Source organism: Nonomuraea corallina, from assembly GCF_027620315.1.
Classification (GTDB): Bacteria; Actinomycetota; Actinomycetes; order Streptosporangiales; family Streptosporangiaceae; genus Nonomuraea; species Nonomuraea corallina.
The window spans coordinates 1-12,684 of sequence record NZ_JAPNNL010000001.1 but is presented as its reverse complement, the minus strand read 5'-3'; the positions used below and the strand labels follow the sequence as shown (position 1 = coordinate 12,684).

The 12,684-nt window shown below is 71.1% G+C and carries 13 protein-coding genes; 6 read left to right on the top strand and 7 right to left on the bottom strand.

Annotation, left to right across the window (positions count from 1 at the left end; genetic code table 11):
* The first annotated feature begins 369 nt into the window (after positions 1 to 369).
* Complete coding sequence (gene corA / locus OUY22_RS00065; RefSeq protein WP_270152464.1) at positions 370 to 1,395, top strand: magnesium/cobalt transporter CorA; 1,026 nt, start codon at positions 370 to 372, stop codon at positions 1,393 to 1,395.
* A 1-nt stretch (position 1,396) separates the two neighbouring features.
* Here the strand turns inward: corA and OUY22_RS00060 are convergent, their stop codons facing one another.
* Positions 1,397 to 2,302, bottom strand: a complete 906-nt coding sequence (locus OUY22_RS00060; protein WP_270152463.1) for a glycerophosphodiester phosphodiesterase family protein — start codon at positions 2,300 to 2,302, stop codon at positions 1,397 to 1,399.
* Positions 2,303 to 2,575: 273 nt separating this feature from the next.
* Here OUY22_RS00060 and OUY22_RS00055 point away from each other — a divergent pair, with 273 nt between their 5' ends.
* Positions 2,576 to 3,133: a GNAT family N-acetyltransferase gene (locus tag OUY22_RS00055; RefSeq protein ID WP_270152462.1), complete on the top strand. Its 558-nt coding sequence runs from the start codon at positions 2,576 to 2,578 to the stop codon at positions 3,131 to 3,133.
* A 4-nt stretch (positions 3,134 to 3,137) separates the two neighbouring features.
* Here the strand turns inward: OUY22_RS00055 and OUY22_RS00050 are convergent, their stop codons facing one another.
* Positions 3,138 to 3,509, bottom strand: coding sequence for a MerR family transcriptional regulator (locus OUY22_RS00050; RefSeq protein ID WP_270152461.1), 372 nt, complete (start codon positions 3,507 to 3,509; stop codon positions 3,138 to 3,140).
* A 146-nt stretch (positions 3,510 to 3,655) separates the two neighbouring features.
* On the opposite strand from OUY22_RS00050, the gene OUY22_RS00045 reads away from it, so the two are divergent.
* A complete protein-coding gene (locus OUY22_RS00045) occupies positions 3,656 to 4,561 on the top strand; it encodes an NADP-dependent oxidoreductase (RefSeq protein WP_270152459.1) in 906 nt (301 codons plus the stop codon).
* 29 nt (positions 4,562 to 4,590) lie between these two features.
* On the opposite strand, the gene OUY22_RS00040 is transcribed toward OUY22_RS00045, so the two are convergent.
* The 3 genes from OUY22_RS00040 to fbaA form a co-directional block, all read right to left on the bottom strand.
* Positions 4,591 to 5,874: an adenylosuccinate synthase gene (locus tag OUY22_RS00040; RefSeq protein WP_270152457.1), complete on the bottom strand. Its 1,284-nt coding sequence runs from the start codon at positions 5,872 to 5,874 to the stop codon at positions 4,591 to 4,593.
* A 98-nt stretch (positions 5,875 to 5,972) separates the two neighbouring features.
* Positions 5,973 to 6,383, bottom strand: a complete 411-nt coding sequence (locus tag OUY22_RS00035; protein ID WP_270152455.1) for a DUF3151 domain-containing protein — start codon at positions 6,381 to 6,383, stop codon at positions 5,973 to 5,975.
* 34 nt (positions 6,384 to 6,417) lie between these two features.
* The gene (gene fbaA / locus OUY22_RS00030; protein WP_270152453.1) at positions 6,418 to 7,440 is read right to left on the bottom strand and encodes a class II fructose-bisphosphate aldolase; all 1,023 of its coding nucleotides are present in this window, start codon (positions 7,438 to 7,440) and stop codon (positions 6,418 to 6,420) included.
* Between the two features lie 154 nt (positions 7,441 to 7,594).
* Here fbaA and OUY22_RS00025 point away from each other — a divergent pair, with 154 nt between their 5' ends.
* Complete coding sequence (locus OUY22_RS00025) at positions 7,595 to 8,014, top strand: hypothetical protein (RefSeq protein WP_270152451.1); 420 nt, start codon at positions 7,595 to 7,597, stop codon at positions 8,012 to 8,014.
* Here the strand turns inward: OUY22_RS00025 and pyrE are convergent.
* Positions 7,989 to 8,522, bottom strand: coding sequence for an orotate phosphoribosyltransferase (gene pyrE, locus OUY22_RS00020; protein ID WP_270152449.1), 534 nt, complete (start codon positions 8,520 to 8,522; stop codon positions 7,989 to 7,991). The two genes, OUY22_RS00025 and pyrE, sit on opposite strands and share 26 nt — an antisense overlap.
* 52 nt (positions 8,523 to 8,574) lie before the next feature.
* Positions 8,575 to 9,504 carry an ArsR/SmtB family transcription factor gene (locus tag OUY22_RS00015; RefSeq protein WP_270152448.1) on the bottom strand — a complete coding sequence of 310 codons (930 nt, stop codon included), beginning with the start codon at positions 9,502 to 9,504 and terminating at the stop codon, positions 8,575 to 8,577.
* Positions 9,505 to 9,640: 136 nt separating this feature from the next.
* Here OUY22_RS00015 and OUY22_RS00010 point away from each other — a divergent pair, with 136 nt between their 5' ends.
* Complete coding sequence (locus tag OUY22_RS00010; RefSeq protein WP_270152446.1) at positions 9,641 to 10,549, top strand: aldo/keto reductase; 909 nt, start codon at positions 9,641 to 9,643, stop codon at positions 10,547 to 10,549.
* 274 nt (positions 10,550 to 10,823) lie between these two features.
* Positions 10,824 to 12,684: zf-HC2 domain-containing protein (locus OUY22_RS00005; protein WP_270152444.1), on the top strand; the 1,861-nt coding region annotated here is incomplete at its 3' end.

Here is a 12,684-nt window from a genome sequence, read left to right as displayed (position 1 = left end):
CTGGATTCTTTGGTGACGACCGGCGGTCCCGGTGACCGCTCGACGAGTACAGTCAGGTTGGTTCCCCCGCCCGTGGTAAATTGGGGCGGCTTTATGGCGTCTCGTGTGATTGGAGGTGGTCCGGGATGAATCCTGGTGATCCCAGCAGTACGTGCTCGATCACGTACCTGCCGTATTCCCCTGACCACTCCAATCCGGCAGCCTGATCATGCCTCCACGCATTCCTTCTTGATTCAGAGGTGATGCGGCATCACGCGTGGAGCGTGCGAGGTCGGGCGGAAAGGGACTGCCATGCGCTCGTCCACGCTTTTCCGTCGCATCAACCGTCACCCCGTTCAGCCGCACCACCCGCGCCCGCGTCACCAGCCGGTGAGTGAGGCGCGCGTGCCGCCCGTCGACTCCCTCGTGGACCACGCCGCGTACGTCGAGGGCGAGAAGACCCGGGCCGCGGGCATCGTCGAGTCACTGGAGCTGGTCCGCCGGCACAACAGGCACACCGAGGGCGCGAAGGCGTTCGTCTGGGTGGGCCTGCACGAGCCGGCCGCGCCGGAGGTCGAGTGGCTGGCCGAGGTCTTCGGACTCCATCCGCTCGCCGTCGAGGACGCCGTCAAGGCCCACCAGCGCCCCAAGGTGGAGCGTTACGGCGACTCGCTGTTCATGGTGCTCAAGACGATCGCGTACCTGGACCACGCCGAGCCGACGGGAGAGATCATCGCCACCGGCGAGATCATGATCTTCCTCGGCCCGGACTTCGTGGTCACCGTGCGCCACGGCGAGCACTGCCCGCTGTCGGAGGTGCGCGAGCGCATCGAGGACAGCCGTGAGCTGCTGGCGCGCGGACCGGCGGGTGTGCTGCACGCGATCGCCGACCACGTCGTCGACCGTTACCTCCAGGTCGCCGACCTCATGCAGCTGGAGCTGGAGGACGTCGAGGCCACGGTGTTCGCCGACGTCAGCTCCCGCGACATCAACCGGATCTACCAGCTCAAGCGCGAGATGCTCGACCTGAAGCGGGCGGTCACCCCGCTCCAGGCGCCGCTGGCCGCGCTGCCGCAGCGGCGGGTCGTCCCCTCGGAGATGCGCGAGTACTTCCGCGACGTCGGCGACCACCTGTCGCGGGTGTGCGAGCAGGTGGAGTCGTCCAACGAGCTGTGCAGCTCGATCCTCCAGGCGGCGTTGGCCCGCTCGAACGCGCTGGCCAACGAGGACATGCGCAAGATCTCGTCCTGGGTCGCCATCATGGCGGTGCCCACGATGATCGCCGGGATCTACGGCATGAACTTCGACTTCATGCCGGAGACCCGGATGGCGTGGGGCTACCCGGCCGTGCTGGCCGTGATGGTCACGGTGTGCGTGCTGCTGCACCGCGGCTTCCGCCGCAACGGCTGGCTCTGAGTCAGACGCCGACCGGCCTGAGCGGGCCGACGGGCTCGGGCAGCTCCAGCCCGCGCTCGCGCCACAGCTCGCGCATCCGGTCGGGATAGTCGGTGACGATCCCGGAGACGCCGAGGTCGAGCAGGCGGGCGCCGAGCGCGGTGTCGTTGACGGTCCAGACGGCGACGTCGAGCCCCGCCGCGGCGGCCTGGGACATGAGCCGCTCGTCGACCATCACGTGCTCGGGCGAGAGCGTGGTGGCGCCGGCGGCGCGGGCGGCCGCGGGCAGGTCGTCGCCGAGCGGGCCGTTCCAGTCGAGGGTGTCGAGCTCGATCAGCGCGAAGCGCCGGACCTCGGGCGCGCGTTCGGCCACGCGCGCGATGATCCGCCAGTCGAAGCTGAGGATCGCCGCGTTGTGCAGCCTGCCGTGCCGGTCGAGCTCGTCGAGCACCAGCTCGGCGAACTCCCCGGGGTCGGCCGACAGCGTGGGCCTGGTCGGGTCGGACTTCAGCTCGACGTGCAGCCGTACGCCGCCCGCCTCGTAGGCGTTGACCAGCCCCAGCACGGCTCCGAGCGTGGGCATGCGGGTGTCGGGCATCGCCACCTGGGTCAGCGCGAACGGGTCCTGCGGATGGCGGGGGAAGCGCACCCCCACGTCGAGCGTGCGCAGCTGCGCGAGGGTGAGCGAGTTGATCGGTTTTCCGACGTACGGGAAAGCCGGGTCGTCCGGGATGACCGGGCGCGTGTCGGCGCTGGTGACGGCGGAGACCGTGAGGTCGTGCGTCAGCACGATCCGGCGGTCGGCGGTGAGCGCGACGTCGAGCTCCAGGGCGTGGACGCCGAGCTCCATCGTCCGGCTCATGCCGGGCAGCGTGTTCTCCGGCCAGAGGCCCCGCGCTCCCCGATGACCATGTATCTCAACGCGCACACGGGGACCCTACAGGGATCAGGCACTCCTGAGAGGGTGCCACGCCGTGTCCTTTTTATACCGATTGCAGGAAAGCTGCCCTTGATGGAAGTCTCAGATGTGGACGATCCGGTGTTATTCCGGCACGGCCGCATCTGATCGATCTTTGGCAATAAATGCGACGATAGTGCAATAAACTCAGCAACTATGACAAGTAGGCTCGAAACCACTCAGGCTGACACAGTACGGGCCTGGGTGGACGGGTGGGCCGTCTCCCGCGGCACCCCACCGCCGGTGACCGAGCCCTGGGGGCTCCGGGTGGACGTGGGACTGCCGGACCACGTCGTCCGTCACGTCGTCCCCGCCCCGACGCCCGCCCTCGTCCAGCGGCTGACGTCCATGATCACCGTGCCGGGCACCTGGCTCAAGCTCTGCGCCCCGGCCGAGCTGATCGCCCCCTGGCTCCCGTCCGGCTGGACGATCGACCCTCCCGAGTACCTGATGACCGGCCCCCTGACCGCCGAACCGGTGGCCGTGCCGGACGGCTACACGCTGGCCGTCACCACCCGTTCCGGCGTCACCGCCGCCCGCCTGCTCACGGCCGCGGGCGAGATCGCCGCCCGCGGCCAGATCGCCAACGCGGGCTGGGCGGCCGTGGTGGACCAGGTGGAGACCGCCGTCGCCCACCGCCGCCGCGGCCTGGGCAGCGTCGTCATGAGGACGCTCGCCGCGACCGCCGTCTCCCGCGGCGCCACCACGGGGGTCCTGCTGGCCACCCCGGAGGGCAGGAGCCTGTACGAGAGCCTCGGCTGGCGGCTCTGCTCGCCCATGACGGCCGCCGTGCTGCGGTGATCCCTCACCCCGGGTGAGAGCAGGGGGAGCCAGGGTCCCGCGCGGCGGCGATCAGGTCGTCGAGCCGGTCGCGCACGGCCAGCAGGTCGGTGATCCGCCGGTCGATGCGGACCCGCTCGGCCGCCATCTGGTCCAGGAGAGCCGGGGGCGCCTTGTCCGCGCCCGAGTCCACACACGGCAGCACCTCGCGGACCACTCTGCTCGGGAGGCCCGCGGCGTACAACTGCTGGATCAGCATGACCCGGTCCACGGCGGTGCCCGGGTAATGCCGCTGGCCGCCGGGACCGCGGTCCGCCCGCAGCAGGCCCTGCTCCTCGTAGTAACGCAGCGCCCGGACGCTCACTCCCGCCTTCTCGGCGACCTCACCGATGCGCACCGGTCCTCCTCCATCGGGCGGCCCGCCCGACTTGCACCTGACGTCAACGTCAGATTTTAGCGTGGGGAGAGCCGGCATCCGCCGGGCACCCACCCCACGAGATCCCGCGTACGGCCGCCCCAGGCCCCGCGGAAAGGATGAACGACATGCGCGCAGTCCGCTATCACGAGTACGGCGGTGTGGAGACCCTGATGGTCGAGCAGGTGCCGGACCCGCATCCCGGGCCCGGCGAGATCCGCGTCCGCGTCGCGGCGGCCGGCGTCAACCCCGTCGACTGGAAGGTGCGTTCCGGTGCGGTGCGCGAGGTGCTCCCCGTGGACCTGCCCGCCATTCCCGGACGCGACGCCGCCGGCGTGGTGGACGAGATCGGGGAGGGCGTGCGGGGGGTGCGCGTCGGCGACCGCGTCTTCGGGCTGGGCGGCGTGACCGGCGCGACGGCGGAGCTGGCCGTGCTCTCGGCCTGGGCCCACGCGCCCGACACCTGGACCGACGAGGAAGCGGCCGGCGCCGGGCTGGCGTCCGTGACCGCGACGGGCGGGCTGAACGCGCTCGGACCCCTGCGGGGGCGGACCCTGCTGATCGAGGGCGCCGCCGGAGGCGTGGGCAGCGCAGCGGTCGAGATCGCGGTGGCCCGGGGCGCCACCGTGATCGGGACGGCCCGCGAGCGCAACCACGAGTTCCTCGCCTCGCTCGGCGCCATCCCCACCACCTACGGCGCCGGACTCGCCGAGCGCCTCGCCGCCCTGGCTCCGGGCGGTGTCGACCTCGTGCTCGACACCGCGGCCTCCGGCTCCCTGGCCGACCTCGTCGCGATCGTGGGCGACTCCGGCCGCGTGGTGACGGTCGCCGACCACGCCAACGCCCAGCGCCTGGGCGTGCGGGTGGCCAACGCCGAGAACGACTCCGCCCTGCTGGCCGAAGCGGGCGACCTCGGCCGGCAGGGCCGCTACACCCCGCGCGTCGAGCGGACCTACCCGCTCGAAAAGATCGCGGAAGCGCACGCGGACGCCGAGCGCGGACACACGCGGGGCAAGATCGTGATCCGCGTCTGAGCTCGCCCGCCGGCCGCGGGAAGCCCGTATCAGATCAGCGAACGGATCACCAGGGTCTGGTCGCGGCCGGGGCCCACGCCGATGGCGGAGATGGGCGCGCCGCTCATCTCCTCCAGCGCGCGCACGTACGCCTGCGCGTTCGGCGGCAGGTCCTCGAACGTCTTCGCGTCCGAGATGTCCTCCTGCCAGCCGGGCAGCTCCTCGTAGATCGGCTTGGCGTGGTGGAACTCCGTCTGCGTCATCGGGATCTCGTCGTGCCGCGACCCGTCGACGTCGTACGCCACGCACACCGGGATCCGCTCCAGCCCCGACAGCACGTCCAGCTTGGTGAGGAAGAAGTCGGTGACGCCGTTGATCCGGGTCGCGTAGCGGGCGATCACCGCGTCGAACCAGCCGCAGCGCCGGTTGCGGCCGGTCGTGACGCCGTACTCGCCGCCCGTCTGGCGCAGCCACTCGCCCATCTCGTCCTCCAGCTCCGTCGGGAACGGGCCGGAGCCGACACGGGTGGTGTAGGCCTTGAGGATGCCGATCACACGGGTGAGCCGGTTCGGCGGGATGCCGGCGCCGGCGCACGCGCCGCCCGAGGTGGGCGAGGAGGAGGTGACGAACGGGTAGGTGCCGTGGTCGATGTCGAGGAGCGTGCCCTGCCCGCCCTCCAGCAGCACGAACTTGCCCTCGTCCAGCGCCTTGCTCAGCACCAGCGAGGTGTCGGCGATGTGCGGCTTGAGCCGCTCGGCGTAGCCGAGATACTCCTCCACGACCGCGTCGGCATCGATGCCGCGCCGGTTGTAGAGCTTGGTGAGCACCTGGTTCTTCTCGCCCAGCGCCACCTCGATCTTCTTGGCCAGGATGCCCGGGTCGAGCAGGTCCTGCACCCGCACGCCGACCCGGTAGATCTTGTCGCCGTAGGCCGGGCCGATGCCGCGGCCGGTCGTACCGATCTTGGCCTTGCCCAGATAGCGCTCGGTCACCTTGTCGAGCGCCTTGTGGTGAGGCATGATCAGGTGCGCGTTGGCGGAGATGAGCAGCCGCTCGGCGGAGATCCCCCGCGCGGCCAGGCCGTCGATCTCGCTCAGCAGCACCCCCGGGTCGATCACGACGCCGTTGCCGATCACCGGCACCACGTGTGGCGACAGGATGCCCGTGGGCAGCAGGTGAAGCGCGTATTTCTGGTCGCCGATGACCACGGTGTGGCCCGCGTTGTTGCCACCCTGATAACGGACGACGTAGTCGACGTCGCCACCGAGCAGGTCGGTGGCCTTGCCCTTGCCCTCATCGCCCCACTGGGCACCCACGAGAACGGCAGCCGGCATGGTGAAGTCTCCCGAACACAAAACGAAACCCCTGGCGCAAGCGCGACAGGGGCTCTTGCGTAGAGAGACTACCCGAGTGGGGCTAATCGCCCCAAGAGCTACCCCTTGGTCAGCGCGTCATAGCCGGTCTCGGTGCTGTCCTTGAGGAACTGCAGACAGCGCTCCGCCTCGTCCTTCTCGCCGATGGCCAGCGCGGCCCTGCTCAGCGCGTACAGGCAGCGCAGGAAGCCGCGGTTGGGCTCATGCTCCCACGGGATCGGCCCATGGCCCTTCCAGCCGCTGCGGCGGAGATGGTCGAGGCCGCGATGGTAGCCCGTGCGGGCGAAGGCGTAGGAGGTGACGGCGTGACCCTGAGCGAAGGAATCCTCCGCCAGCGCCGCCCACGCCGCCGGGTAGGCGGGAAAGCGGGCGGCGACGTCGGAGACCTTGGCGCCGGACTCGAGGGCCTCCCTGGCCTCGGGCGTGTCCGGCAGTTCGATCGGGGGCGGCCCGGCGAGAAGGTTATCCATAGGACAAGTCATACCCGCCGGGCCGTCGTCGTGGCTAGGTGAGCTTCGTCCCGCTGCTCTTGAGGTGCTCGCAGGCCTCGGTGACGCGGGCGGCCATGCCCGCTTCGGCCGACTTGCCCCACGAGCGCGGGTCGTACGTCTTCTTGTTGCCCACGTCGCCGTCGACCTTCAGCACGCCGTCGTAGTTGCGGAACATGTGGTCGGCCACCGGCCGGGTGAAGGCGTACTGCGTGTCGGTGTCGATGTTCATCTTGACGACCCCGTACGAGATCGCCTCGTGGATCTCCTCGAGCAGCGAGCCGGAGCCGCCGTGGAAGACCAGGTCGAACGGCTTGTCCTTGCCGAACTTGGCGCCGACCGCCTCCTGGATCTCCTTGAGCACGCTCGGCCGCAGCTTGACGTGGCCCGGCTTGTAGACGCCGTGGACGTTGCCGAACGTGGCGGCGAGCATGTAGCGGCCCTGGTCGCCCACGCCGACCGCCTCGGCGGTGGCCAGCGCGTCGCCGGTCGTGGTGTAGAGCTTCTCGTTCATCTCGCCGACGACGCCGTCCTCCTCGCCGCCGACGACGCCGATCTCCATCTCCATGATGATCCGGGCGCGGGCGCACTTGTCGAGGAGCTCCTTGGCGATCTCCAGGTTCTCCTCCAGGGGTACGGCGGAGCCGTCCCACATGTGGGACTGGAAGAGCGGGTCGAGGCCCCTGGACACGCGCTCCAGGGAGATGTCGACGAGCGGGCGCATGAAGCCGTCGAGCTTGTCCTTGGGGCAGTGGTCGGTGTGCAGCGCCACCGTGACCGGATACTTGGCGGCCACCACCCGGGCGTACTCGGCGAGCGCCGTCGCACCGGTCACCATGTCCTTGACCGTCGAGCCGGAGAGGTATTCGGCGCCACCCGTGGAGACCTGGATGATGCCGTCGCTCTCCGCTTCGGCGAACCCGCGCAGCGCGGCGTTCAGCGTCTGGGACGAGGTCACGTTGATCGCCGGATAGGCGAATCCGCCTGCCTTGGCTCGATCGAGCATCTCGGCGTAGACCTCAGGAGTCGCGATGGGCATGAGTCATCTCCCTAGAAGTAACGGCTTCGCGCTGTTCAGTATCCCGGCTCTCGTACCCGTGGTGGTAGAGGCGACGCCCCCCACCGGCTCCGCGGCCGCGCGAAGATGCCGATCGGATCGGGAAAGCGCGCTTACCATTGGATAGTCTCCTGGCGTGGGACGCCACAGGTCGGATCCGATGGGCCTCGCCCGCCTGGCGCTCGCCGTCCTGGCGGTGGGCGCCCTGGTGCTGCTGCTGGTCATCGGCGGGCTGGCGTTGTTCGACTCGCTCGACACCGGCGACGCGGCGCCCGTGCGCGCGTCGTCCACGCCCACGACCAGCGCGCCGGCCGCGACCGTGCGCATCGAGTGCGTGGCCGACGTCTGCCCGCTCGTCACCGTCCGCGTCCCCGGCGGCGACGTGCTCCAGCACCGCGACATGACCCGGGGCGAGGAGGTCAGCTACTTCGAGCCCGAGCTCGACGTGGTGCTCTCCGACGCCGCCACCGTACGCGTCACCGAGAACGGGCGGCCCCGGCCGCAGGGCGAGCCGGGGGAGCGCGAGGCGTTCACAGTCCGAGATCCTGAAGAGTGAACGCGCAGCGGTAGTCGAGCCCCTCCTCGGTCATCCTCGCGGCGGCGCCCCGGTCGACGATCGTGGCCACCGCGACCACCTCGGCGCCCTCCTCGCGCAGCGCCTCCACCGCGGTCAGCGGGGACGAGCCGGTCGTCGAGGTGTCCTCGACCACGAGCACCCGGCGGCCCCTCACGTCGGGGCCCTCGATGCGGCGCTGCATCCCGTGCGCCTTCTGGGCCTTGCGCACCACGAACGCGTCCAGCGAGCGCCCGCGCGCCGCCGCGGCGTGCAGCATGGCGGCCGCCACCGGGTCGGCCCCGAGCGTGAGCCCGCCCACGGCGTCGTAACCGAGATCGGCCGTCAGGTCGAGCATCACGCCGCCGACCAGCGGGGCAGCCACGCCGTCGAGGGTGATGCGGCGCAGGTCGAGATAGAAATCGGCCTCCCGCCCGGAGGAGAGCACCACCCGGCCGTGCACGACGGCCTTCTTCTTGATCTCGGCCAGCAGGCTGTCGCGGTCACCCATGGCTTCAGCCTAGTTGGCCGGCGCCGGAAGTCCTTCGGGGGTTGACGTGAGGTCAGGCGGAAGCGGCTTGGAGAAGGACTTCGGCTGCGGCGGTGCGCGCGTAGAGGACGGACCGGCCGGCGCGGTGGGCGCTGACCAAGCCCGCGTTACGTAGCGCGGTGAGGTATTGGGATACCCCGGCCGGGGAGAGTCCGGTGCGATGGGCCAGCTGCGTGGTGGAGGCCGGGATCTCCAACTCGGTCAGCAGCAAGGTCCGTGAGCGCCCCAGTACGGCGGAGAGGGTGTCGGCTCGTGTAACGGGCCGTGCAAGCCAGAGTGAGCCGACACCGCGTGCCTGATAGGCGAGTTGAGGTGGATCCGGCGGCGTCGTTCGGGTGCGCAGCCCTGCTCCGGTGAAGGCCGAGGGGATCAGCAGGAGTCCCGTGCCTGCCGTCGTGCGAGTCAGTGGCTGCTTTCGGCGGGCCATCCGCAGCGCGTTGTCATCCCAGCTCAGCGACGTGTGCAGGTCGTTGAGGAGGTGGCCGGTGCCGTGCTCGGCCGCCAGGCGGGCCCGGTAGAGGATGTCCGCGTCCAGGACTGCTCTGATTCGTGCCCAGTAGGGCGCGAGTGCCAGTCCCCAGTAGGTTTCGACTTCCTCTGTGACCTTGGCGAGGAGGCCCTGAGGGTCGTTGCGCAGGGCCCGTAGCCGGGGGCCGAGGGTTCCCTGGTGGCGGGCCAGATGGTTGAGGTCATGGCGTACCCGGTCGGCGGGCGCTGCCCGGATCGCGTCCCGCTCTGCCGCCAGGGTGGGGGCCGGTCCGGTGGGGGCCGGGTTGAGGAAGTCGGGGACGTAGCCGCCACTGGGCGGGATCAACTCGTACAGCCATCCCCGGTCCAGTCCGGCGGCCACCAGGCGCGGCCGTACCTGGTCGACCCAGGGTCGATGGACCGAATGCGTCGTGCCGGACATCAGCAATCGGAAGCTGGGCGCGACCTCCCACATCGGTGAGACGGCGAACCGCACCTGCGCCAGATCGCTCGTCGAGAACGCCAGCTCCGCCAGGACAACCCCTCCTCAATAGATTCAGGCATGCATGAATCAATGGCGGGCCAGCCTACCGAGCGGAAATCATCCCGCCATGACCTCACAGACGATCACCGCAGCGGCATCGGGCACCTGGAAGCTGGGCGACCTGACGGTCAACCGGGTCGGTTTCGGCGCGATGCGCCTGCCGCAGCACGGCGAGGCGTTCGCACCCGATGCCGTCCCACGCGACCGTGACCAGGCGATCCGTGTGCTGCGCCGCGCGGCTGAGCTCGGCGTGAACCACATCGACACCGCTGCCTTCTACTTCTCGCCGCTGCGCTCGGCCAACGAGCTGATCAACCAGGCGCTGGCCCCCTACCCGGACGACCTCGTCATCACCACCAAGGTCGGACCGGGCCGCGATCCCTCGGGGCAGTGGCTGCCGCACGCCACTCCCGAGCAGCTGCGCGGCCAGGTCGAGGAGAATGTGCGCCAACTCGGCCGCGACCACCTCGACGTGGTGAACCTGCGCATCGTCGGGACCGATTCGATCGCCGAACGCTTCGGCGCGCTGGCCGAACTGTGCGAGGCCGGACTCATCCGTCACTTGGGCCTGTCCAACGTCCGCCCCCACCACCTCGCTGAGGCCCAGGCCATCGCGCCGGTGGTCTGCGTCCAGAACATGTACGGCATCGGCGCATCGTCCGAAGAGAAGGAGGTCCTGGACCTCTGCGGTCAACAGCGCATCGCGTTCGTGCCGTTCTACGCGATCGCCGGCGCCGGACGCACTGCCGGTGCGACCACCGCCGACAGCCCGGAGGTGCACACCATCGCTCGCGCCCACGGCGTGAGCGCAGCCCAGATCCGTCTGGCCTGGACGCTGCACCAGGGTTCCCACGTGCTGGCCATCCCCGGCACTGGCGACCTCGACCACCTCGTCCAGAACGTCACCGCCGGCTCCCTGCGCCTGTCGGAGGAAGAACTCGTCGCCCTGGACCCCCTCCATCACGAGCCGACATGAGCAAGACCCCCCATCGCATGGTGATCCACTTCTGCTGATCGGCCTGGCGGGGCCGGTTCGCCGACGGCGGCTTGCCTGCGCGGCTCGACCGGCGCACAACCGCCGACGACACCAGGAATCCCCCATCGCCCCGGCAGCCTGATCAATCCCCGAAGGACTTCCGGAGCCGACCACTGAGGGCCCTCACCCGACGGCAAAGAGGCGTGCCCGGTTTAGCCATGGGCGGCAGTGCGGAATGACTCCACGGGCAACAGTTCGTAACTGTGAGGTCACTATGAGTGCGGAATCACCGCAGAGCGACGCACACCTCCTGCATGCCGTCAGAACGGGTGATGCCACGGCATACGGGCAGCTCCACGAGCGCCACGTCACCGCCGCCCGCACCCTCGCCGCGCAGCTCGTGGCGGACGAGGCGGAGATCGGCGACGTCGTCGCCGAATCGTTCGCCCGCATCCTCGACGAGGTCACCCGTGGTGGCGGGCCGGCGGCGGCCTTCCGCCCCTTCCTCCTCACCACGGTCCGGCGCACGGTCGCCGACCGCACCCGCGCGACCTCCGGCATCGACCTGCTCGACCCGGCCGACGACCCGGCGACGGTGCGGCTCGAAGGGTCGCTGATCGCGCAGGCCTACCTGGCGCTGCCGGAACGCCGGCAGGCGGTGCTCTGGCACACCGAGGTGGAGAACGCCCGGCCCGCCGACGTGGCGCCGCTGCTCGGGCTGTCGGCCAACGGGGTCGCCGCGCTGGCCTACCGGGCGCGCGAGGGCCTGCGTCAGGCCTACCTGCGGACCTATCTGACGGGCGGGCCGCCGTCCGAGTGCAGGACGGTGATCGGCACGCTCGGCGCCTACGTGCGGGGCGGGCTGACCCGGCGCGACACCCGCGCGGTGGACGAGCACGTGAACGACTGCCCCAACTGCCACACCGTCCTGCGGGAGCTGACCGATGTCACCCGCGGGCTGCGGGCCGTCGTCGGGCCGCTCGTGCTCGGCGCCGCGGCCGACGGCTACCTGACGGCCATGTCCCGGCCCGCCCCCGCGGCGGTGCCCGGCCGCGTGCTCGGCTGGATGCGGCGCCGGTCGGTACGGCAGGTCCTGGTGGCGGGCGGCGCGCTGACCGTGATGACGGCGGCGGCGGCCTTCGCGGTGGCCTCGGGCCGCGAGCTGGGAGCGCGCCCTCCGGCACCTCACCCCCACCGATCCGCCGACCACGTCGTCCCCAACTCCGGCGTCCCCAACTCCGGCGTCCCCAACTCCGGCGTCCCCAACTCCGGCGTCCCCAACTCCGGCGTCCCCAACTCCGGCGTCCCCGACCCCGGCGGCGCTACCGCCCCGGGGTCGGCCTCCACCGGCCCGGGCGGGACGAAGTCCGGCGACCCCGGCTCGGACCCGCCCGGCTCCGACCCACGCGACCAGCGCTCCGGCGCGCCGCAATCACCGGCCGCGGAGGACACGGACGACAGGCCAGAAACCGACCGCAGGCCGGACCCCGTCAGCGAGCGGGCACGCATCCCCCCGGCCCTCGTCCCACCCCGCCGAACCCCCCAAGAGGACACCGCCCCCTCCCACAACCGCGCCGCCGCCCCAGACCATCAGCACACGAGGAAAGGCCCCACCCCACCGAACCGGCTGCGCGCCGGCGCGCCGAGGCGTGAGCGCACGGGATCACCGGACCGGGAACGGGCCGATGCGCCGGGGCACGAGCGCAAGCGTGCCGGTTCCTCGGTGGGAAGGCCCGGCGGGTCCGCGCCCGGCGAAGGGGAGAGGGAGCGCGGGCTGGGAAAGGCCGCCGGTGAAGCACGGCTGCGGGCCTCCGTCGCCGTGATGGGCTCGCTGGTACGGGGCGAACAGGGCATCGTGGCACTGCGCGCCCGCAACACCGGCGAGGCCCCGACCCGCGACGTCTACGCCGCCATCGAGCTGCCTCCCGGTGTCACCCTCGCCCCTTCGGCCGGCCTGGTCGCGGAGAGCCCCTGGCCCAGGAGACGAGGCCCGATCCGGTGGGCCACGGCGACCACGGACCTCACCGAAACCCGGCACGCCGCAGCCGCGGATCGGCCGCGAGCGCCCCGAACGCGAGCGCCCGGAACGCGGACGCCCGGAACGCGGACGCCCGGAACGCGAGCGCCCGGAACGC

Bases quoted from the DNA above. Each gene is read 5' to 3' on its own strand.
- OUY22_RS00035 (WP_270152455.1), bottom strand. From the start codon at position 6,383: ATGGATAACCTTCTCGCCGGGCCGCCCCCGATCGAACTGCCGGACACG.
- OUY22_RS00045 (WP_270152459.1), top strand. From the start codon at position 3,656: ATGCGCGCAGTCCGCTATCACGAGTACGGCGGTGTGGAGACCCTGATG.
- OUY22_RS00015 (WP_270152448.1), bottom strand. From the start codon at position 9,504: ATGTGGGAGGTCGCGCCCAGCTTCCGATTGCTGATGTCCGGCACGACG.
- fbaA (WP_270152453.1), bottom strand. From the start codon at position 7,440: ATGCCCATCGCGACTCCTGAGGTCTACGCCGAGATGCTCGATCGAGCC.
- OUY22_RS00010 (WP_270152446.1), top strand. From the start codon at position 9,641: ATGACCTCACAGACGATCACCGCAGCGGCATCGGGCACCTGGAAGCTG.
- OUY22_RS00040 (WP_270152457.1), bottom strand. From the start codon at position 5,874: ATGCCGGCTGCCGTTCTCGTGGGTGCCCAGTGGGGCGATGAGGGCAAG.
- pyrE (WP_270152449.1), bottom strand. From the start codon at position 8,522: ATGGGTGACCGCGACAGCCTGCTGGCCGAGATCAAGAAGAAGGCCGTC.